This window comes from Tateyamaria sp. syn59, from assembly GCF_007995245.1.
Taxonomy (GTDB): Bacteria; Pseudomonadota; Alphaproteobacteria; order Rhodobacterales; family Rhodobacteraceae; genus Tateyamaria.
On the sequence record NZ_VCBA01000002.1, the window covers coordinates 430,267 to 450,951 of the forward strand.

The window sequence follows — 20,685 nt, forward strand, 5'->3', positions numbered from 1 at the left end:
TGGCTGATCCCATATCGGACCATCCGTCCCATGAAATCCCTTGCGCACCCGGCGCAGACGCGGCAACAGCACGGCAAGACCAGACAGGAGCCGACATGTCCTACGCCGTCCGCATCTTCACCCATGCCGTCTCCATGGTGTTCCGCGACTTCTCCGCCACCGTGCGGGCCACATGGGCTGGCCTGGCCGTACTCGCCATCGGATCGGCGATCCTCTTCGTGGTCGAACCCGGCCTCGCCACCGGCATGACAACTCTGGAAGACCCCTTTACAGATTCAAGCATCGAGGTGAGGGATATAAACTTCGGGCTCCTCTTCCCCGCCGCCCTCATGCTGATCGTCGGCTACATCATGATGATCGCCGCCTGGCACCGCTTCGTCCTGCTGCCACCCGACCGGCGGCACGAGGGGTTCACGCCAAGCGCAGGCATCGTGCTGGGCTATCTGGGCCGCAGCCTTCTTCTGGGCATTGTCATCATGCTGCTCGCCATCCCGATCTTCATCCCGGTCGGCCTTGCTGCAGCAGGTGCAGGCGACGTGATCGCCAGCCTCGTGGCCATACCCGCCTTTGCCGTGCTGGGCTGGATTTTCTTCCGGTGGAGCCTGATCCTCCCCGCCTGCACCATCGGGCACAAGATGAGCTTCAGCGACAGCTGGCAAGCCACCAAGCCACTCGCCGCCACGATCTTCGGGATCATGATCATATTGGCCGTGGTCGATTTCCTTCTGAACCTCGCAGGCGACGCCATCCTGACGGACAACATCGTCAGCGGGCTCATCTCGGTCATTGTGTCCCTGCTCTACGCGCTCATCAGCGCGAGCATCCTGACAACACTCTACGGCATCGCGGTCGAGGGGCGCGCGGTCTAGGCCATCCCACCCTTGATCAAACCCTCGGCAATACGCGCATAGGCCTGCGCCATCGCCCCATCGCCAACAGCAACAGGCGTGCCGCCATCGCCCGCCAGCCGGGTCTCAAGATCAATCGGCAAGGCCCCGAGCAGCGGCACACCCAGCTTGTCAGCCTCAGCCGCCACACCACCCTGACCAAAGATCTGATGCTCCGACCCGCAGTCGGGGCAAACAAACAGCGACATATTCTCGATCAACCCCAGCACCGGCGTCTTCAACGTCGCAAACATGTCCAGCGCCTTGCGCGCATCGATCAACGCCACGTCCTGCGGCGTCGACACCACGATGGCTCCCGACAGCTCTGACTTCGTACACAGGGTCAGCTGCACATCCCCCGTCCCCGGTGGCAGATCGACCAGCAGCACATCCAGCTCGCCCCACTCCACCTGCCCCAGCATCTGCTGCAACGCGCCCATCAGCATCGGCCCACGCCAGACCACGGCCTTCCCCTCCTCCAGCATGAAACCGATGGACATCAGGGTCACACCATGAGCGTGCAGGGGAATGATGGTCTTGCCATCAGGTGACGCGGGGCGCTTGTTCACGCCCATCATGCGGGGCTGGGAGGGACCGTATATATCTGCATCCAGCAACCCGACCTTCCGGCCCTGCTTGGCCAGCGCTACGGCCAGGTTCGACGACACGGTCGACTTGCCCACACCACCCTTGCCCGATCCAATCGCCAGAATGCGCTGCACGCCCACAGGCTTCGTCGGACCCTCCTGAGGTTTCGGATGTCCCCCGATCTTCAGGCTGGGGGCCGGCGGCTTCTTGGCCGGACCATGGGCAGTCAGCGCCACACGCACGTCCCCCACACCCGCCAGCCCGCGCACGGCAGCCTCGGCGGCTGCGCGCACAGGTTCCATCTTTGCCGCCAACTCCGGCGTCGGTGCCTCGATCACAAACTGAACCGCATCCCCCTGAATCTGCACGGCACGAATCAAGTCGCGACTGATCAGGTCTCCGCCATCCGGCATGCCGATCCGGGCCAGCGCTTCCATGACGTGATCCTTGGGTATCGACATGCTCATTCTCTCCGCTTTGTGATGCAAGAGATGGCAGTTATTTCACCAGTGGCAAGGGGCCGCCGATCAAACCCAGGCAAACGCCGCATTGGTGTGCGCACTGCCGCTCAATTCAACTTCAGGTCTATGCAATTGCTGCATGGCAGCATTGATCTGGTATGTATTGTGCAGATGCAGCATGGGCCTATATAACCGTCAACGAAACGAGCAAGAGGCAAAAAACATGGCCTATTACAATGACGTAGCGCAGCGCAGCGATCTGGTCGAACGTATGTTCGGCACCGCTGCACGTGTCTTTGAAGCTGCTGCAGAGCGCCGCGCAAAACAGCGCGTGTACCGCACAACGCTGAACGAATTGAACGCCCTTTCGAACCGTGAACTGGCAGATCTTGGCCTGCACCGGTCCGAACTCAAACGGGTGGCTTGGGAATCTGCGCAAGACGCGGCAGCCTGAGACTGAACACACGAGATCAGATCGCCCTCTCCTCCTCCCTGAGGGCATCTGAAATTGGCGGCGGCGCCCTCCTCCTCCCTGGCGCCGCCGCACTTTGAACAAGAGCGATACATCGCACCCCGGTCCTCCTCCTCCCTGACCGACGCGATGTTGCAAGAGCGGCGGCATTCACCTCCTCCCGGATGTCGCCGCACGAATACGGCACCAAGTGGTGCACCAGATGTGTCCGATCCGGTCCTCCTCCTCCCTGACCGGCGGGCATCAAGACGGCGGCGATCCCCTCCTCCTCCCTGGGATCGCCGCTTTTTCTTTTTCGGCCCCCAAAAATTGTTGCCCGTGATGTCACATCCACGGGCCGCGCTGCGTCACAGGTTCCAACAGCAACAGGAATCAGGACTGGCCACATGCCGCACATCTCCCCCCGACACACCCCGCCTCCGGTCTGGACAAGCCGTACCTTCGCCCCCTCAATGGACCCCAAGGAGCAGACCCAATGATCCGCGCATTTCTCCATGCCAGTACCCGCCGCTTTGCCCGCGCGTTCAACTACAACGCCCAATACCAGCACGACATGATCGACACGGACCCGCGCGCCGGTGTCCGCCTCGCACTGTTCCAGATGGTCAGCAACTACGCAGGCCCCGCCAGCGCACATCATGTCCGCATGGGGGCGATGGTCGGCTCAGCCTTCGAAGGCGACTGCGGGCCCTGCGCCCAACTCACCGTCGATATGGCGCTAGCCTTCGGCGCAAGGGCGGCAGACATTCAGGCCTGCCTCAACGGCCAAGCCAACGCGGCAGGCGATTTCGGCCTCGGCTACCAGTTCGCATGGGCCGCCATCCGCGGTGACGACAATCTCGACGCCCTGCGCGCACAGATCGAAGGCGCCCATGGCCCCCGCGCCATCATCGCCGCCTCCTTCGCCGCCGCCTTCACCCGCACCTACCCCGTGCTCAAACGCGGCATGGGCCACGGCAAGCTCTGCCAACGGCTCGACGTCGGCGGCACGCCCGTCACCCTTACGGACCCGACACCCGCATGAACTGGACCCAACAGTTCGAAGCACAGCGGCCCATGCTCACGGCCCTGTGCTACCGGATGCTGGGCGAACGCGCACTGGCCGAGGATGCGGTGCAGGACACATGGCTCAAATGGTCCACCGCCGATCACGCCGCCATCCTCACCCCCGCCGCATGGCTGCGCACCGCCGCCACCCGCGTCGCCATCGACAGCCTGCGCCGGGCCAAGGCGCGGCGCGAGAGCTATGTCGGCCCGTGGCTGCCCGAACCGCTGCTCGTGGATGACAACACCGCCGAAGACAGCTTTGCCTTGGCGCAAGACTGCGAACTGGCACTACTGTGGATGATGGACACACTGCCAAGCAGCGAACGTGCCGCTTTTGTCCTGCGCGAAGCCTTCGATGCCTCCTATGCCGACATCGCCGAAACCCTCGGCAAATCCGAAGCCGCCTGCCGCCAACTCGTCAGCCGCGCCCACCGCCGCGTGGCACAATCCGCCCCGGACCTCAGCCAACCGGTCGGCAAACGCGCCGCTCAGATCAGCGGCTTTCTGGCCGCCATCGCCACCGGCGACGTCGATGCGGCCAAGGCGTACCTGTCAGACGACGCAATCTCAATCTCCGACGGCGGGGCCAAGGCGCGCGCTGCACGCCGCCCGCTCATCGGCCCGGACGACATCGTGCTGGTCTCGCACGCGGTCACACTGAAACACGCAAGCGGCCTGACGCCCGTCCCGGTCACCGCCAATGGCCATCCCGCCCTGTTGATGGCGGAAAACGGCGTGGCGCATACGCTTTTCACCGCAGCCCTCAACGCGCAAGGTCAAATCTGCTGGATGTACACCTTGCGCAACCCGGACAAGCTTTGGCCCGCGCTCGCACACCGGGTCGGCGGGCGGGCGCCTTTGCGTCAGCAAACAGAGCCGCCCGGCGGCCAAACCCTTCAAAACAGTTAAGCTCGAAACGCAAACGTTAACCGGAGGCCATCCGTAACCGATCCGTTAACGTCAAAGCGCCGTGCACAGCCCTGCAAAACACGCAGTTTCAGCCCCAAAATATGCAGTTTCGCCAAATCACCCGAAAAACATCCCGTCTCACGGGGTCGCAAAATACGCAGTTTCCAGATGAAAATGTGCAGTTTCGCCAGAACCGGCCACCGCACGCCCCGTTAACCAACCGGTCCGCAGGCCTCAAAACGGAATGTCATCCGTCCCCGACACAAAGCGCGAGACAACCTTCTTCAGCCCCGCCTTTTCAAAGTCGACCTCCAGCTTGTCGCCCTCGATCCCGACAATCGCACCATAGCCGAACTTCTGATGAAACACCCGCTCGCCCACGGTAAAGGCCGACACAGCATTGAGATCAATCACCGTATTCCGGCTCTCCTGCGGCTGGCTCAACGGCCGCTCGCCAGCCCGCGCCTGCAGCCGTTTCCAGCCTGGCGAATTGTAGACATTCGCCTCCGCCGCCGCCTGATGCAGCCGCGATTCTGCCCCCATATTTGGTGCAGCCGCCCCAAAACCACCCCCATATAGGCCCGGTGGCGTCAGAACATCCACATGATCCTCAGGCAGCTCATCGACAAAGCGCGACGGCATCGACGACTGCCATTGCCCGAAGACCCGCCGGTTCGAGGCAAAGGAAATCGTGCACACCTCCTCCGCCCGTGTGATGCCGACATAGGCCAGCCGCCGCTCCTCTTCGAGCCCCTTGACCCCGCTCTCATCCATCGACCGCTGCGACGGAAACAGCCCGTCCTCCCACCCCGGCAAAAAGACTTGCGGAAACTCCAACCCCTTCGCCGCATGCAGCGTCATGATCGAAACCTTCGCCTCATCATCCTCTGATGCGTTGTCCATCACCAGCGAAACGTGCTCAAGAAATCCTTGCAAATTCTCAAAGGATTCAAGGGCTTTCACCAGCTCCTTCAAGTTCTCCAACCGCCCCGGCGCTTCCGGAGTTTTGTCGTTCTGCCAATGCGCCGTGTAGCCGGACTCATCCAGAATGATCTCCGCCAACTCAATATGACCCACCGGCGGCGGCCCATACTCAACCCGCAGCGGCCCTTCGCCATCATCCAGAACGCTGTCGTCCTCAGCCACCTCGATCCGCGGCCCGCGCAGCTTCGAATGCCACCGCGCAATCCCATCAACAAGGGCGCGTAGCTCATTGCCGCCCTTGCCTTTTATCAATCCCTGCTCAACCGCCAGCCGCGCCCCTTCGACCAGCGGCAACCCATTCGCCCGCGCAGTGATCTGAATGGTCTGCTGTGCCTTGTCACCCAGCCCCCGCTTCGGCGTGTTCACAATCCGCTCAAACGCCAGATCATCATCGGGCGATACGACTACCCGGAAGTAAGCCATCGCATCGCGGATCTCCATCCGCTCATAGAAGCGCGGCCCACCTATCACGCGATAGGGCAACCCAATGGTCAGAAACCGATCCTCAAACGCGCGCATCTGATGCGACGCGCGTACCAAAATTGCCATATCTTCCAGAGACATAGAGCGCACACCTCGTGTGCCCTTCTGGGACGCCTCGATCTCTTCCCCGATCCAGCGCGCCTCTTCCTCGCCGTCCCAATGGCCGATCAGGCGCACCTTCTCGCCATCGTTCTTGTCGGTCCAAAGCGTCTTGCCCAGCCGGTTCTCATTCCCGTCAATGACACCGGATGCGGTCGCGAGAATGTGGGGCGTCGACCGATAATTCTGCTCCAGCCGCACCACATGCGCGCCCGGAAAATCCTTTTCAAACCGCAGGATGTTGCCCACTTCGGCCCCGCGCCACCCATAGATCGATTGATCGTCATCGCCCACACAGCAGATGTTCTTGTGCCCCTGCGCAAGCAGCCTAAGCCACAGATATTGCGCGACATTCGTGTCCTGATACTCGTCCACGAGGATGAAGGCGAACCAGCGCTGATATTGCGCCAACACATCCTGATGCGTCTGAAAGACGGTGACCATGTGCAAAAGCAGATCGCCGAAGTCGCAGGCATTCAGCTCCTTCAACCGCGCCTGATACTGGGCATAGAGATCAACACCCTTGTGATTGTACGCCCCCGCATCCGCAGCGGGCACCTTGTCCGGGGTCAGCGCCCGGTTCTTCCACCCGTCGATGATCGACGCCAACTGCCGCGCTGGCCACCGCTTGTCGTCGATATTGGCGGCGGAAATCAACTGCTTGAGCAACCGGATCTGGTCGTCCGTATCCAGAATGGTGAAGTTGCTCTTCAACCCAACCAACTCCGCATGACGGCGCAACAGCTTCACGCAGATCGCATGAAACGTGCCCAGCCAAGGCATCCCCTCGATCTGCTGACCCAGCATCTGGCCCACGCGGTTCTTCATCTCGCGCGCAGCCTTGTTGGTGAAAGTCACGGCCAGGATCTCGTTGGGTCGCGCGCGTCCAGTGTTCAGCAAATGCACGATCCGCGCCGTAAGGGCACGCGTCTTGCCCGTGCCTGCCCCTGCCAGCATAAGCACCGGGCCGTCCAGCTTCTCAACCGCCTCACGTTGTGCGGGGTTCAAGCCGTCCAGATAGGGCTGCGGGCGCGCCTGCATGGCGCGCGCCGACAACGAAGCCCCTTCGAATGCGTCAAATTCGTCATAACTGCTCATGGGCCAAACATAGCGCGGCCCATGGCAAAGCGAAAGCTGTTCTTGATCTGTTCCGATGCCGTTTTGGCGGCGCGGTCAGACGGCCTCGGCAAAAATATTGTCGACGTCACGGGTGCGGGCCGCGTAGGCCGCGCGCGCCGCCTCAAGATTAGGTTTGTTCACCCGCACCGCCCGCGCCGGCATCACAGAGCGTGTCGCCTGCGCCCGCAGCGACGCAAGACCCAGCTTAATCGCCACCTCATTCGACACCTCTTGCCCTACGATGCAGTGCAGGGACGGGAAGTGCGGAGACAGGGCATCTTGATCCTCGCCGACATCCGGCGTGCGCAGGATCGACACAAGATGGCTGTTGCGGTCCTCTGCCATGCCCAACGTGTCGCCCAGCGCATCCCCGATGGTCGACTTCTCGATCACAAGCAGATCAACACCAAGGCGCTGAATACACGTTTCGGCCACCAGCAGGCTGCCGGTGCCGGTGACCTGGATGCCCGCGTTCATGAGGGCAATTTGGCTTTCGTCCAAACGGTCCGCTTGCCGGTCGATGATCAGTGCTTGCATGGTAACTTCCTTCCCAGGGGTGTGTGATGAGCGACGAATCCACTTTTGCGAAAATGTCCTTAAAAAATGATTTAACTCAGCCACTGATCTGCTTGGTTTGCTGGACATCCCCGCATGGCGCTCGTCATAAACGCGCGCATGGACCTGAACACCCGATTTCCCGCCCTCAGCGATCTGCGCACACGCGCACGCACTCGCATCCCGAAATTCGTCTGGGAGTATCTCGACAGCGGCACGGGCGACGAGGCGACGCGCAGGCGCAACCGCGCAGCACTCGACCGGGTGGGCCTCATGCCCTCGATCCTGCATGGCGAGTTTGACCCGGACCTCTCCACCTCTTTTCTGGGCCGCGACCGCCCACTTCCTTTTGGCATCGCACCAGTGGGCATGTCCGGCTTGATGTGGCCGGATGCGGAACGTCACCTGGCGCGTGGCGCCGCGCGGCTTGGGGTCCCCTACACGCTTTCCACCGTCGCCGCAGCATCGCCCGAAGACCTCGCGCCCGTGCTTGGTGACGATGCCTGGTTTCAGATGTACCCACCCCGCGATGAAGGCATACGGCGCGATATGCTGCATCGCGCGCGCTCTGCCGGGTTCAAAACCCTGGTGCTGACGGTCGATGTGCCGGTGGCCTCGCGGCGCGAACGGCAAACGCGGTCGGGCCTGACAAACCCGCCCCGCCTGACGCCACGCCTACTGGCGCAGGTCGCCATCCGCCCGGCCTGGGCGGTGGCGATGGCGCGCAAGGGCATGCCACACATGCGGATGCTGGACGCCTACACCACCACTGCAACGGAAAACCTGCCCGTTACGGCGCATGTGGGCTATCTGCTGCGCACCTCGCCGGACTGGGACTATGTCTCGTGGCTGCGCGACGCCTGGGATGGGCCGTTCGTGGTCAAGGGCGTGATGCGCGGCACGGATGCGGGGCAGCTGGAAGAGTTGGGCGTGGATGCGATCTGGGTGTCGAACCACGCGGGGCGACAGTTTGATGCGGCGCCCGGCACGATCGAGGTGCTGCCTGCGATCCGCCGCGCCACCAAGCTGCCGATCATTTTCGACAGCGGGGTCGAGGGGGGCCTCGATATCCTGCGCGCCATGGCCTCGGGCGCGGATTTCGTGATGCTTGGCCGGGCCTGGCACTATGCACTTGCGGCCCTTGGACCAGATGGGATCGACCACCTCGCCCACATCCTGCGCGAGGATCTGAAGGCCAATATGGGCCAGCTGGGTGCGCGCACCTTGCGTGACCTGCCCAAGCCCTTCCAACACGTCTGACGGGCGGATGACGCATCCGCCTGACGGAGTAACGCGCATCCCGATGCGCCCCTCTCCGCCATACCCATAACCACGTATTGTTTGCGTCACGTAAACGTCATAGAGAATGCCGCAACTGCAAAATACGGCCCCGGGGGGGAACGACATGCCCGATTTCAAGAAGATTCTCATCGCAAACAGAGGTGAGATCGCAATCCGCATCATGCGTGCGGCCAACGAAATGGGGAAGAAAACGGTCGCCGTCTTTGCAGAGGAGGACAAGCTGGGCCTGCACCGGTTCAAGGCCGACGAGGCATACCGTATCGGTGAGGGTCTGGGTCCCGTCGCCGCCTACCTGAGCATTGATGAGATGATCCGCGTCGCCCGCGAAAGCGGTGCGGATGCGATCCACCCGGGCTATGGCCTGCTGTCCGAGAACCCGGAATTCGTAGACGCCTGCGAAAAGAACGGTATCACCTTCATCGGCCCGAAATCCGAAACCATGCGCGCCCTTGGTGACAAGGCCAGCGCCCGCAAGGTGGCGATCGCTGCAGGCGTGCCCGTCATCCCCGCCACCGAAGTGCTGGGCGACGACATGAATGCGATCCGCAAGGAAGCCAAGGAGATCGGGTATCCCCTGATGCTCAAAGCCTCTTGGGGCGGCGGTGGTCGCGGCATGCGTCCGATCTTTGGCGAGGCTGAGGTCGAGGAGAAGGTGCTCGAAGGCCGCCGCGAGGCCGAAGCCGCGTTCGGCAACGGCGAGGGGTATCTGGAAAAGATGATCACCCGCGCCCGCCACGTGGAGGTACAAATCCTCGGCGACAAGCACGGCGGGATGTACCACCTGTTCGAACGCGACTGTTCAGTCCAGCGCCGCAACCAGAAGGTCGTGGAGCGCGCCCCTGCGCCTTACCTGAGCGATGAGCAACGCGAAGAGATCTGCGACCTGGGCTACAAGATCTGCAAGCACGTGAACTACGAATGTGCCGGCACGGTCGAGTTCCTGATGGATATGGAGACCGGCAAGTTCTACTTCATTGAGGTGAACCCCCGTGTGCAGGTCGAACACACCGTGACCGAGGAAGTCACCGGCATCGACATCGTCCGTGCCCAGATTCTGATTGCAGAAGGCAAGCCGATTGACGAAGCCACCGGCATGGCTTCGCAGAAAGACATCAAACTGATGGGCCACGCGCTGCAAACCCGCGTGACGACCGAGGACCCGCAGAACAACTTTATCCCGGATTATGGCCGCATCACCGCCTACCGCTCAGCCACCGGGCTTGGCATCCGCCTCGATGGCGGCACGGCCTATGCAGGCGGTGTGATCACCCGCTACTACGACAGCCTGCTGACCAAGGTGACGTCCAAAGGTCCCACGCCCGAGATCGCCATCGCACGCATGGACCGCGCCCTGCGTGAATTCCGCATCCGGGGCGTGTCGACCAACATCGCCTTTGTCGAAAACCTGCTGAAGCACCCGACCTTCCTGTCGAACGAATACACCACCAAGTTCATCGACGAGACGCCAGAACTCTTCCAATTCCCCCGCCGCCGCGACCGTGGCACAAAGGTGCTGACCTATATCGCCGACATCACCGTGAACGGGCATCCGGAGGTCAAAGACCGCCCCAAACCCCGCGCCGACATCAAAGACCCCAAGCCGCCCTCGCTGCAGGCCGACCCCTCCCACCAGATGGGCACCCGCAACCTTTTGGAACAAAAAGGCCCGCAAGCCGTCGCCGACTGGATGAAAGCGCAGCAACAACTGCTAATCACCGACACCACCATGCGCGACGGGCACCAGTCGCTGCTCGCCACCCGCATGCGCAGCTATGACATGATCAAGGTTGCGCCAGCTTACGCTGCCAACCTGCCGCAGCTTTTCAGCATGGAATGCTGGGGCGGTGCGACCTTCGACGTGGCCTACCGCTTCCTGCAGGAATGCCCCTGGCAGCGCCTGCGCGACCTGCGCGAACGCATGCCCAACCTGATGACGCAGATGCTGCTGCGCGGGGCCAACGGGGTTGGCTACACCAACTACCCCGACAACGTGGTGCAGGAATTCGTGCGCGTTGCCGCCACCACGGGCATTGACGTGTTCCGCGTCTTCGACAGCCTCAACTGGGTCGAAAACATGCGCGTCGCCATGGATGCGGTGCAAGAGCAGAACAAGATCTGCGAAGGCACGATCTGTTATACCGGCGACATCATGGACCCGGACCGGGCCAAGTATGACGTGAAATACTACGTGGATATGGGCAACCAACTGAAAGACGCGGGCGCCCATGTGCTCGGCCTCAAGGACATGGCGGGCCTGCTGAAACCTGCAGCCGCCACGCAATTGATCCGTGCGCTCAAGCAAGAGGTCGGCCTGCCCATCCACTTCCACACTCACGATACCGCCGGGTCGGCAGTTGCGACGATCCTTGCCGCGTCGGAGGCGGGCGTGGATGCCGTCGATTGCGCCATGGACGCGCTGTCAGGCAACACCTCCCAGGCCACCCTCGGCACCGTGGTTCAAGCACTGCAGCACACCGACCGTGACACAGGCCTCGATATCGACGCGGTCCGCGACATTTCCGACTACTGGGATGCGGTTCGCGCACATTACGCGGCTTTCGAGTCGGGCATGCAGGCCCCCTCGTCCGAGGTCTACCTACACGAAATGCCCGGTGGCCAATTCACAAATCTCAAAGCGCAAGCGCGCTCGCTCGGGCTTGAGGAACGCTGGCCAGAAGTCGCCCGCACCTATGCGGACGTGAATCAGATGTTCGGCGACATCGTCAAAGTGACGCCGTCCTCGAAAGTCGTGGGCGACATGGCCTTGATGATGGTCTCGCAAGGGCTCACTCGCGACGAGGTCGAGGACCCCAGCAAAGAGGTCGCCTTCCCCGACTCGGTCGTGGACATGATGCGCGGCAATCTCGGCCAACCTCCCGGTGGCTTCCCGCATGGCATCCAGCAAAAGGTCCTCAAAGGCGAGGAGCCTAACACCAAGCGCCCCGGTGCCGATGTGCCGCCTGTCGATCTGGAAGCAACCCGCTCTGATCTGTCCGGCCAGCTTGAAGGCAAGTCCGTCGATGATGAGGACCTGTCGGGCTACCTGATGTATCCCAAGGTGTTCCTCGACTACATGGGCCGACACCGCACGTACGGCCCCGTCCGGGCGCTGCCGACGCATACCTTCTTTTACGGCATGAAACCGGGCCAGGAAATCACGGCCGAAATCGACCCTGGTAAGACGCTCGAAATCCGCCTGCAAGCCGTGGGAGAGACCAACGAAGACGGCGAAGTGCGCGTTTTCTTTGAACTCAACGGCCAGCCCCGGACCATCCGTGTGCCGAACCGGCTCGTGAAGTCACAGACCGTCTCGCGGCCCAAGGCCGAAGATGGCAACGCGGGCCACGTGGGCGCCCCCATGCCGGGCGTCGTTGCCAGCGTAGGGGTTACGGCTGGCCAGGAGGTCTGCGAAGGCGATCTCTTGCTCACCATCGAAGCCATGAAGATGGAAACCGGCATCCACGCCGAACGCGACGCGGTAGTCAAGGCGGTGCACGTTGTACCGGGCGGACAGATCGACGCCAAGGACCTGCTGGTCGAGTTGGAGTGAACCCGCCGCTGGGCGCATGGGGGCTGACGGGCACGCCCGTTCCCCTGCCCGGCGGACATCGCAACACAGTGCTGCGGGTGGGCGATCATGTCCTGAAAACCACGCGCCGGTCCGAAGCAGCCATGTCATGGCTTCTGCCGGTTATCGACGGGCTTGAGCGGGTTGGCCTGTCTGCACCCCGTCCGATCCGCAGCCTGCGCGGCACCCTGATCGTGGATGGATGGACTTGCGAGCCTTTCTTCAACGGCGCACGCTGCGATCCATCCTACCTGAAGCAGGTATGGCCCCGTTTTGCGCATGAGACACGAGGCATCCAACAACGGCAGGCCTTTGCGTCTGCGACCGCTCTCTTACACCTCCCCCGCGGCGGCGACATCAATCTGACCCATCTTCCGCCGCCACTGACCCGCGCAATCCGAGCGGCTTGGTGGGCGCTCGACCGCAAACCGCCTTGCGTCACGCACGGGGACCTGAACGCTTCCAATCTGATCCGGGCCGACGACCGCGTCATCGTCATTGACTGGGATGAAGCACGCGTCGATCACCCCGGCTTCGACCGCGTGGCACTTGATCAGGGGACTCCCGCAGAAAAACACGCAGCCACCGCCTGGGAAATCGCCTGCTCTTGGCGGATCGAACCCGACCATGCCCGCACGTTGGTCAAACCGTTCCTCGCGCATCACACGCGGACCAGAAATGCCAACCACCCCTCTTGTTGAGCCGCACCATTCCGCGCAAGAAACAGGCATGTCTAGCAAAACCCTTGGCGCCAGTCGCGACCTGATTGTCATGGCCGTTCTCGGTTCCCTCCTCGCAGCGACGAGTTTGCTCGTCTATGGCCTGTTGGAAACCGCGCAATTCATCTGGATCACCATCGAGCCTGGCGAGGTCCCACGCAAAGGCGCCAAGGCGCTGGGGCTTGAGTTCATCGAAATCGTGGACCTTTTCCTGCTGGGCACCGTTTTCTACATCATTGCACTTGGGCTGTATGACCTGTTCACCAGCTCCGATATCAACGTGCCCCGCTGGGTGACGATCACGGCGCTAGATGGCCGAAAAAACAAGCTGATCGCCGTGGGTATCGTGATCCTCGGCGTACTGTTCCTTTGGCAGTTCGCCGGCTGGAATGGCGAAACGGACCTTTTGGGCTACGGCATCGCCTACGCACTGGTAATCGCTGCGACGACGTATTTCCTGTCGACCACGAGGGGGTCAGAGTGAGCACGTGTCTGGGATCTGTGTCGCTGATTGTGCCCGATTATGACGGCGCCATAGCGTTCTATTGCGATCAGATGGGATTCACTCTGATGGCCGACATCGACCAGGGGCGCAAACGCTGGGTCGAAGTGCGCCCGCCAGCAGGCGGACCGACCTTTGTGCTCGCCCGCGCAGACAATGACGCTCAGACAGCCGCCATCGGCAACCAGGGCGCAGGTCGCGTTTGGCTGTTCTTGCACACGGACGACTTCGCCCGGGACCACGCGCGTCTCAGCGCAGCCGAGGGCATCACATTCGAGGAAGAACCGCGTGCCGAACCCTACGGCACGGTGGCCGTTTTCAGAGATCTCTTTGGCAACCGCTGGGACCTGATCCAAAAGAGCTGACGCAACGTGCCCAGGGTGACGGCGTGCATAGCCTTGCGAGACCCGCACCTGCAATTGGATCGAAGGGCAAAGCATTTGTAGCTGGTCCAGAGAGACTTCGCCACTCAGTAAGTTTGTTTCATATGCCCTCACCGCGCAGCGACCAGGCAGCCTGCACGAAGTGCTCAAGAGAGCGTCAACTGTGGTCTATTTCCGAACCGCCTCGAAAGAAGCCGGGATGCTTTCAAGGGCACCTGAATGCACGTCCTCGCTCCCCTTAGCCAGTGGGCTAGGAAAGAGCGGCTGCGCGTCGCCCGAGGCGACACAACCCAGGGCGATGGCCAAGGCAAGGATCATGGATTTGGCTGTGGAAAGGCTGAGCGGCATGATCTGGTCCTTCCTGTTGTGGGGTGTTTTCATTGGAAGACCTGCTCTGGAGCAACGGCCCGGACATCCGCTGCCAGAGTGAAAAGGCCGGGCTGCGTATCATCAACGGCGGCGGCAACGGCCAAACCGGCGTTCTGTGCAAATCGAGATGACTGAGGCCACCGGACGCGAACCAGCACCCAAAGAATTGCCGTGAATTCGAAATCAGGTAGACCCAGCCAGACCATCGTCACTTCACGCGCAGGCTTGTGCCCCGGCACGTTGGCCCACTCGACAAGGGCCATCATGCCGGGGCGATGCGATCCATCATGCGCCGCAACCGGGGGGAAGATCGAAACGCAGGTCCATATCGGGATCGGGACCGCACATATGCGCCGTGAGTGGTTGGTCATGGCAGTTCAACGGCATGGGTCCGGCATTCCGTCGCGGCAGCAGAACTTTTTTGCCGGCTCGGCACATTTTCCCCTTGCAGGCGCGGCGCGCTGTAAGTATCTCACGCCTCACCCAAGGAAGCGGGCGTAGCTCAGGGGTAGAGCATAACCTTGCCAAGGTTAGGGTCGGGCGTTCGAATCGCCTCGCCCGCTCCAACATCCTCCCAAACGGGAGTGAAAAGCAGGTCACCTTCGGGTGGCCTTTTTCATTTTTCACAAGGCAAATGTTGCATCGGAATCACGGTGCACAACCCTCCATTTCCTCTCCGTAGACACTCAATGTGAAGCGCATTAGCGTCAGCCCATGCGGGCATGCCTGCATCAAAACAGACGCCCGAAACGGGCTGGAAATGGACAGAGCAGGTTAAACATGAACAAAATGATCAGCGCCGTGCTGGGCGTGACCCTTCCTCTTGCGGGTACCGCACAAGCCGTTGAAATCACCGGCGGTTCGGTACAGCTGAAATACTCCGCCTTCACGGAAGAAACGGACCTTGACCGCATCAATCTCGAAGGATCGATGGAGATCGGTTTTAACCGGTCGTTCAGCACTCAAATCGATATCGGGCACAACAATTTTGGTGAAACGGACCTTGATGGCACCAATCTGGGTCTGCACGGCATTTACCACCTGAACGACACGACATCGCTGGGTGCCTTCTACACACGCGAAGACGTCGAGAATGTGGACATTGACATCTACGGTGTCGAGGCCGGGTTCGAAACCGGAGCATTTGCCATCGAGGGCTTCCTTGGCCAAGCGGATGCCGAGAACGAGGATGAAACGATTTTCGGGTTTGAAGGGCGCTATGCATTCAATTCGGGCATCGGGCTGTCCCTTGGCTACGAGGATATCGGCAGCGGCTCTACTGTGAACGTCGCGACCACAACGATCCGGGTTGACCGGGATGTCACGAGCAACCTGAACCTGTTTGCGGAAATCGGCCAGACCAGCTTTGACACCGCTATCGGTGACCTGGACGAGACATTTGTCGGGATCGGCGGTCGCATTGTTTTCGGCGCGGAGCGCGGTGCGACGTTCAACCAGCGTGGGTTGCTGCGCATCCTGCCCGGCGGCTAAACAGGAACATGGCGCGACCTCGGTCTGATGGGCCGGGGTCGCACGCTGGTGTGATGCGATCGGTCAGAAGACCTTGAATGTCATCGTTGTCAGCGACCGTTCTATTCCTTCGATGTCGAGCAACTCATCATTGATGTATTTGCCAACGTCCTGACCTTCGGGGATGTAAACCTTCATCAACAGATCGTAGTCGCCGGAGGTCGAGTACAGTTCTGAGTGGATTTCACGTAGGGCGATCTCTTCGGCGACCTTGTAGGTCGAACCGGGGCGGCAGCGGATCTGGATGAAGACGCAGGTGGTCATGAATGTGGCCTTTGATCAGGTGGGCTTGGGACCGTAGTGGCACGTCTGCACAGGTCCCCGCAAGCATCGCTGCCCGCCCCTTGGCGGCGCTGGCTGGCACGCCTATAGAGGCGCGTGACGAATTTGGCAGGAGGCGCGCAATGCGCAAAAGCACCCTCACCCGCACCACGGCCGAAACGGACATCTCGGTCACGCTCGATCTGGATGGCACCGGCCGCTACGACAATGAAACGGGTGTGGGGTTCTTTGACCACATGCTAGACCAGTTGGCGCGTCACGCGCTCATCGACATGACCGTGCGGTGCAAGGGCGACCTGCACATCGACGACCACCACACGGTCGAGGATGTGGGCATTGCCATCGGGCAAGCGCTGAGCCAAGCCGTTGGAAACAAGAAGGGAATCCAGCGCTACGGATCCTGCCTGTTGCCCATGGATGACGCGCTTGTGCGGGCGGCGCTGGACCTGTCGGGAAGGCCTTTCCTTGTGTGGAACGTGGACCTGCCGACGCCCAAGATCGGGACGTTCGACACCGAGCTGGTGCGTGAGTTTTTTCAGGCTTTGTCCACTCATGGCGGTATCACGCTGCACGTGGACATGCTGCATGGGCTGAACAGTCACCACATTGCCGAAGCGGCGTTCAAGGCGGTTGCGCGGGCGTTGCGGATGGCGCTGGAGGTTGATCCGCGCACGGCCGATGCCATCCCCTCGACCAAGGGCAGCCTATGAGCCTGACGGTTCTGATTGATTACGAGAGCGGCAACCTGCACTCGGCGGAAAAGGCGTTTGAGCGCATGGCGCGCGAGGCGGATGCGGGCACTGTCGTTGTAACCTCGGATGCCGATGTGGTGGCCAAGGCCGACCGGATCGTGCTGCCGGGCGACGGGGCCTTTCCTGCCTGTGCAGCGGCGTTGGCGGCGTCAGGGATGCAGGATGCACTGATCGAAGTCGTTGAGAACAAAGGGAAACCCTTTCTTGGTATCTGTGTTGGCATGCAGCTGATGGCGTCCTGGGGCCGAGAGTATACTGACACGCCCGGTCTGGACTGGGTCGATGGAGAGGTGGTGCATATCGCCCCGTCCGATCCGGCGCTGAAGGTGCCGCATATGGGCTGGAATGATCTGGTTCTGGATGCGGCGCACCCGGTGTTTGACGGCGTTCAGACGGGCGATCACACCTACTTTGTCCACTCCTATCACTTTCAAGTGGCCGACCCCACATTGCGGTTGGCGCATGTGAATTATGGTGGTGATGTCACCGCTGTGGTGGGGCGCGATACGATGCTGGGGATGCAGTTCCACCCGGAGAAAAGCCAGGATGTGGGGCTGCGCATGATCCGCAACTTCCTGACCTGGGCGCCATGACATGCGGGTTTGCCGGACGGGGTGTATCGCGGGCCAGCGTTTACCTTGTTTTCATGGAGATCGACGCCAGAAACAGGGTGTCACCACCCGTGCACAATGCTTGCACAACCTGTGCACCGCGATCGGGCGATGACTGCGGGGGTAACCTCACGTGCGGTGACCCGATGGACGCCTTGCGGCGGCGCGATTCACTCTGACGGATGAGGGGTTCCACCCCTCAAACTCCCCGCCGTGTTTTCAAAGAGAAGAAAACGTTACGGTCAATCCGCCGTGCGGGCGGCCTTTTCGGTCAGGCCGGACGTGCCCTGGCGGCGGCCGAGTTCTTCCATAACGTCTTCCAGCGCGATATCGCGTGCAGCCAGCATCACGAGGAGGTGGTAGAGGACATCCGCCGCCTCTGAGGTCAGGGCGGTCTTGTCATTCTTCACCGCTTCAATAATGGCTTCGACCGCTTCTTCGCCGAATTTCTCGGCGCATTTTTCGGGGCCCTTGGCGAGCAGTTTGGCCGTCCAGGAACTGTCGGGGTCTGCGCCTTTGCGGGCCTCGATGGTGGCGAAGAGGTCGTCCAATGTCATGTCAGCCTCATCGGGATGCCTGCGGCAGCCATGTGGGCCTTGGCTTGCGCAATGGTGTAGTCGCCGAAGTGGAAGATGGAGGCGGCAAGCACGGCGGATGCGCCGCCTTCGGTCACGCCGTCAACGAGGTGGTCGAGCGTTCCGACCCCACCGCTGGCGATCACCGGGATCGGCACAGCATCGGAGATGGCGCGGGTGAGCGGCAGGTTGAACCCCGCACGCGTGCCGTCGCGGTCCATGGAAGTGAGCAGGATCTCCCCTGCCCCCTTCTCTGCTGCTGTGCGGGCAAACTGCACGGCATCGATGCCAGTGGGTTTACGCCCACCGTGCGTGAAGATCTCCCAGCGGCCCGGCTCCACCGTCTTGGCGTCGATGGCGCAGACGATGCACTGGCTGCCGAACTGGTCGGCTGCGCGCGCCAGAACGTCGGGATCGGCCACGGCGGCGGAGTTGAACGACACCTTGTCGGCACCTGCGAGCAGCAATGCGCGCACGTCCGCCACCGTACGGACACCACCGCCCACCGTCAGGGGGATGAAGCATTGTTCTGCCGTGCGTCGGACCAGGTCGAACATCGTGCCCCGGTTTTCATGGGTGGCGTGGATATCGAGAAAACAAAGCTCGTCCGCGCCAGCTGCGTCATAGGCGCGTGCGGCCTCGACCGGGTCGCCGGCGTCGATGAGGTCGACGAAGTTCACGCCCTTGACCACGCGGCCATCGGCGACATCAAGGCAAGGGATGATGCGAGTTTTCAACATGGCGCTCTGGTAGCGTGGATTGGTTGTCGGGGAAAGGGGCTCTGCCCCTCGGCGCTGTGCGCCTCACCCCGGGATTTTTTGAAACAGGGAAGGAGCGGACGCCCGCGCATCACGGCGCGCTCACGGAAAGGTGCGTGGCGTCTGCTGGTGGCTATGTCAGGTATGCGGCATTGCAATGAAGGAGACGCGACATGCGGATTTTGATGGCCCTTGTGGTCGGTGTTTTTATGGCGGGGACTGCGATGGCGGGTGACAATGGAATCATTCGCAAGGAATCTGCGCAGAGCGTGGATGAAACCATGGATGCGTTGCAGACGGCCCTTGAAGGCGCAGGTCTGACGATCTTTGGTCGTGTGGATCACGGCGCGGGCGCCGAGGGTATCGGCGAGGACATTGGAGCTTCGCAGCTTTTGATCTTTGGCAATCCGAAACTGGGCACGCAGGCCATGCTGGATGACCGCGGGGCCGGTCTGTTTCTGCCCATGAAGGTCGCCGTGTTCGAGGATGAGACCGGTAAGACCATGATCGCCTATGAGGACCCGGCCACGATGCTGGGCAAGCTGGGTGGTGTGGCTGAGGATGCCGCGTACATCCAGACCATGACCGGTGCTTTGGCCAAGTTCACCGATGGGGCGGCGCAATGAGCGCTAGCGCCGTCTGGCTCGGGTCCAGAGATCGACGCAGATCTGGATGACCAGCACCAACAGGATCGCGGCCCCCACGGGGACCGTGATCAACATGAACCAGCCCATCACAAACATGCCCGAGAGCGTCTCGCCCCGGTCCTTGCCCCAGATCACGCAGGGGTTCGAGAACCCTTCGTGCAGCGTGCATCCGTGTGCGTCGGCCAGCCAGCTTGAGACCGCCACGCTGAGGATTGGCAGGGCGCAGATCACCAGCAGGATGATGAGAACGGAATATGGCGCCCGCCGTCTCATCCCAGCGCGTCAAGTGCCGCTTTGAGATCGATGGCGCCGTCATACAGCGCGCGCCCGGATATGGCGCCGGAAATGACGCCGGTGTCTTTGAGCGCGATGAGATCGGCGAGCGACGCGACACCTCCCGATGCGATGACAGGGATGGTAACGGCGTCCGCCAGCGCTTGAGTGGCGGGAATGTTGGGGCCGCCCATCGCTCCATCACGGTTGATGTCTGTGTAGATGATGGCGGCGACGCCTGCGTCCTCGAACGACTTGGCGAGGTCGGTGGCGTCCACGTCCGTTTCGGTGGCCCAGCCCTTGGTTGCGACCTTCCCCCCGCGTGCGTCGATGCCGACGGCGACGTGACCGGAGAAGGCCTTGGCCGCCTCGCGCACCAGATCTGGGTTTTCGACGGCCACAGTGCCGAGGATCACGCGCTGGAGGCCCTTGGACAGCCACATCTCGATCGTGGCCATGTCGCGGATGCCTCCGCCGAGTTGAGCGGGGACCTTGCACTCCTGCAGGATGGCCTCGACCGGAGCGGCGTTGACCGGCTCTCCCGCAAAGGCGCCATTCAAGTCGACGAGGTGAAGCCATGCGCAGCCCGCTTCGACAAAGCTGCGGGCTTGCGCTGCCGGGTCGTCGTTGAAGACCGTGGCGCGGTCCATGTCTCCGTGTACCAGCCGCACGGCGTTCCCGTCTTTGAGGTCGATGGCGGGGTAGAGGATCATGGTTGCTGACCTTTCATGCGTTTAACGGCGTCCTCGCACCTCCCGCCCGGATTTGCAACGCGACCCAAGGTCATTCTTGCCAGCGCGCCCTGCGATG

At 61.9% G+C, this 20,685-nt stretch carries 23 protein-coding genes and 1 tRNA gene; 14 read left to right on the forward strand and 10 right to left on the reverse strand.

The annotated features are described in order from the left end of the window. Positions 1 to 95 precede the first annotated feature (95 nt). The gene (locus FD715_RS05435; RefSeq protein WP_223274742.1) at positions 96 to 869 is read left to right on the forward strand and encodes a hypothetical protein; all 774 of its coding nucleotides are present in this window, start codon (positions 96 to 98) and stop codon (positions 867 to 869) included. Here the strand turns inward: FD715_RS05435 and FD715_RS05440 are convergent. After that, a complete protein-coding gene (locus FD715_RS05440) occupies positions 866 to 1,936 on the reverse strand; it encodes an Mrp/NBP35 family ATP-binding protein (RefSeq protein WP_147106349.1) in 1,071 nt (356 codons plus the stop codon). The two genes, FD715_RS05435 and FD715_RS05440, sit on opposite strands and share 4 nt — an antisense overlap. 271 nt (positions 1,937 to 2,207) lie before the next feature. Here FD715_RS05440 and FD715_RS05445 point away from each other — a divergent pair, with 271 nt between their 5' ends. From FD715_RS05445 to FD715_RS05455, 3 genes are all read left to right on the forward strand, one after another. Next, positions 2,208 to 2,390 carry a DUF1127 domain-containing protein gene (locus tag FD715_RS05445; protein WP_223274754.1) on the forward strand — a complete coding sequence of 61 codons (183 nt, stop codon included), beginning with the start codon at positions 2,208 to 2,210 and terminating at the stop codon, positions 2,388 to 2,390. A 493-nt stretch (positions 2,391 to 2,883) separates the two neighbouring features. Next, a complete protein-coding gene (locus FD715_RS05450; RefSeq protein ID WP_223274743.1) occupies positions 2,884 to 3,432 on the forward strand; it encodes a hypothetical protein in 549 nt (182 codons plus the stop codon). After that, a complete protein-coding gene (locus FD715_RS05455) occupies positions 3,429 to 4,364 on the forward strand; it encodes a sigma-70 family RNA polymerase sigma factor (protein WP_147106355.1) in 936 nt (311 codons plus the stop codon). The genes FD715_RS05450 and FD715_RS05455 overlap by 4 nt, the downstream gene beginning before the upstream one ends. Before the next feature lie 234 nt (positions 4,365 to 4,598). Here FD715_RS05455 and FD715_RS05460 read toward each other — a convergent pair whose 3' ends face one another. Both FD715_RS05460 and FD715_RS05465 read right to left on the reverse strand, forming a co-directional pair. Continuing rightward, positions 4,599 to 7,028, reverse strand: a complete 2,430-nt coding sequence (locus FD715_RS05460) for an ATP-dependent helicase (protein ID WP_147106358.1) — start codon at positions 7,026 to 7,028, stop codon at positions 4,599 to 4,601. Between the two features lie 75 nt (positions 7,029 to 7,103). Further along, entirely contained in the window at positions 7,104 to 7,586 is a 483-nt protein-coding gene (locus FD715_RS05465) for a hypothetical protein (RefSeq protein WP_147106361.1), read from the reverse strand. Positions 7,587 to 7,724: 138 nt separating this feature from the next. Between FD715_RS05465 and FD715_RS05470 the strand changes: the two genes are divergently transcribed. The 5 genes from FD715_RS05470 (at position 7,725) to FD715_RS05490 (ending at position 14,060) form a co-directional block, all read left to right on the forward strand. Beyond that, positions 7,725 to 8,864, forward strand: a complete 1,140-nt coding sequence (locus FD715_RS05470; RefSeq protein ID WP_147106746.1) for an alpha-hydroxy acid oxidase — start codon at positions 7,725 to 7,727, stop codon at positions 8,862 to 8,864. Positions 8,865 to 9,009: 145 nt separating this feature from the next. Continuing rightward, the gene (locus FD715_RS05475; protein ID WP_147106363.1) at positions 9,010 to 12,456 is read left to right on the forward strand and encodes a pyruvate carboxylase; all 3,447 of its coding nucleotides are present in this window, start codon (positions 9,010 to 9,012) and stop codon (positions 12,454 to 12,456) included. Further along, a complete protein-coding gene (locus FD715_RS05480) occupies positions 12,453 to 13,175 on the forward strand; it encodes a phosphotransferase (RefSeq protein ID WP_147106365.1) in 723 nt (240 codons plus the stop codon). Before FD715_RS05475 ends, FD715_RS05480 begins: the two co-directional genes overlap by 4 nt. Positions 13,176 to 13,203: 28 nt before the next feature. Beyond that, entirely contained in the window at positions 13,204 to 13,677 is a 474-nt protein-coding gene (locus FD715_RS05485) for a YqhA family protein (RefSeq protein WP_147106368.1), read from the forward strand. Beyond that, on the forward strand, positions 13,674 to 14,060 hold the full coding sequence (locus tag FD715_RS05490; RefSeq protein WP_189799409.1) for a VOC family protein: 387 nt from the start codon (positions 13,674 to 13,676) through the stop codon (positions 14,058 to 14,060). The genes FD715_RS05485 and FD715_RS05490 overlap by 4 nt, the downstream gene beginning before the upstream one ends. Before the next feature lie 186 nt (positions 14,061 to 14,246). On the opposite strand, the gene FD715_RS05495 is transcribed toward FD715_RS05490, so the two are convergent. Together FD715_RS05495 and FD715_RS05500 are read right to left on the reverse strand one after the other, a co-directional pair. Continuing rightward, entirely contained in the window at positions 14,247 to 14,426 is a 180-nt protein-coding gene (locus FD715_RS05495) for a hypothetical protein (protein ID WP_147106371.1), read from the reverse strand. A 29-nt stretch (positions 14,427 to 14,455) separates the two neighbouring features. Then, a complete protein-coding gene (locus tag FD715_RS05500; protein ID WP_147106374.1) occupies positions 14,456 to 14,818 on the reverse strand; it encodes a hypothetical protein in 363 nt (120 codons plus the stop codon). 120 nt (positions 14,819 to 14,938) lie between these two features. Here FD715_RS05500 and FD715_RS05505 point away from each other — a divergent pair. Next, positions 14,939 to 15,013: transfer RNA gene (locus tag FD715_RS05505), tRNA-Gly, on the forward strand. Positions 15,014 to 15,227: 214 nt separating this feature from the next. Continuing rightward, positions 15,228 to 15,938: a porin gene (locus FD715_RS05510; protein WP_147106376.1), complete on the forward strand. Its 711-nt coding sequence runs from the start codon at positions 15,228 to 15,230 to the stop codon at positions 15,936 to 15,938. A 63-nt stretch (positions 15,939 to 16,001) separates the two neighbouring features. Here FD715_RS05510 and FD715_RS05515 read toward each other — a convergent pair whose 3' ends face one another. Further along, complete coding sequence (locus FD715_RS05515; RefSeq protein WP_147106378.1) at positions 16,002 to 16,241, reverse strand: Lrp/AsnC family transcriptional regulator; 240 nt, start codon at positions 16,239 to 16,241, stop codon at positions 16,002 to 16,004. 140 nt (positions 16,242 to 16,381) lie between these two features. Here FD715_RS05515 and hisB point away from each other — a divergent pair, with 140 nt between their 5' ends. Then, a complete protein-coding gene (gene hisB / locus FD715_RS05520) occupies positions 16,382 to 16,969 on the forward strand; it encodes an imidazoleglycerol-phosphate dehydratase HisB (protein ID WP_147106381.1) in 588 nt (195 codons plus the stop codon). Beyond that, entirely contained in the window at positions 16,966 to 17,604 is a 639-nt protein-coding gene (hisH, locus tag FD715_RS05525) for an imidazole glycerol phosphate synthase subunit HisH (RefSeq protein ID WP_147106384.1), read from the forward strand. The genes hisB and hisH overlap by 4 nt, the downstream gene beginning before the upstream one ends. A 260-nt stretch (positions 17,605 to 17,864) precedes the next feature. On the opposite strand, the gene FD715_RS05530 is transcribed toward hisH, so the two are convergent. Together FD715_RS05530 and hisF are read right to left on the reverse strand one after the other, a co-directional pair. Beyond that, positions 17,865 to 18,179 (reverse strand): phosphoribosyl-ATP diphosphatase, encoded by a 315-nt coding sequence (locus FD715_RS05530; protein ID WP_147106387.1) that lies wholly within the window; start codon positions 18,177 to 18,179, stop codon positions 17,865 to 17,867. After that, the gene (gene hisF / locus FD715_RS05535; RefSeq protein ID WP_147106390.1) at positions 18,176 to 18,937 is read right to left on the reverse strand and encodes an imidazole glycerol phosphate synthase subunit HisF; all 762 of its coding nucleotides are present in this window, start codon (positions 18,935 to 18,937) and stop codon (positions 18,176 to 18,178) included. The genes FD715_RS05530 and hisF overlap by 4 nt, the downstream gene beginning before the upstream one ends. Before the next feature lie 191 nt (positions 18,938 to 19,128). On the opposite strand from hisF, the gene FD715_RS05540 reads away from it, so the two are divergent. Beyond that, positions 19,129 to 19,581: a DUF302 domain-containing protein gene (locus FD715_RS05540; RefSeq protein WP_223274744.1), complete on the forward strand. Its 453-nt coding sequence runs from the start codon at positions 19,129 to 19,131 to the stop codon at positions 19,579 to 19,581. A 3-nt stretch (positions 19,582 to 19,584) separates the two neighbouring features. Here the strand turns inward: FD715_RS05540 and FD715_RS05545 are convergent, their stop codons facing one another. After that, entirely contained in the window at positions 19,585 to 19,875 is a 291-nt protein-coding gene (locus FD715_RS05545) for a hypothetical protein (protein ID WP_147106393.1), read from the reverse strand. Next, positions 19,872 to 20,588 (reverse strand): 1-(5-phosphoribosyl)-5-[(5-phosphoribosylamino)methylideneamino]imidazole-4-carboxamide isomerase, encoded by a 717-nt coding sequence (gene hisA / locus FD715_RS05550; protein WP_147106395.1) that lies wholly within the window; start codon positions 20,586 to 20,588, stop codon positions 19,872 to 19,874. Before hisA ends, FD715_RS05545 begins: the two co-directional genes overlap by 4 nt. Between the last annotated feature and the right edge of the window lie 97 nt (positions 20,589 to 20,685).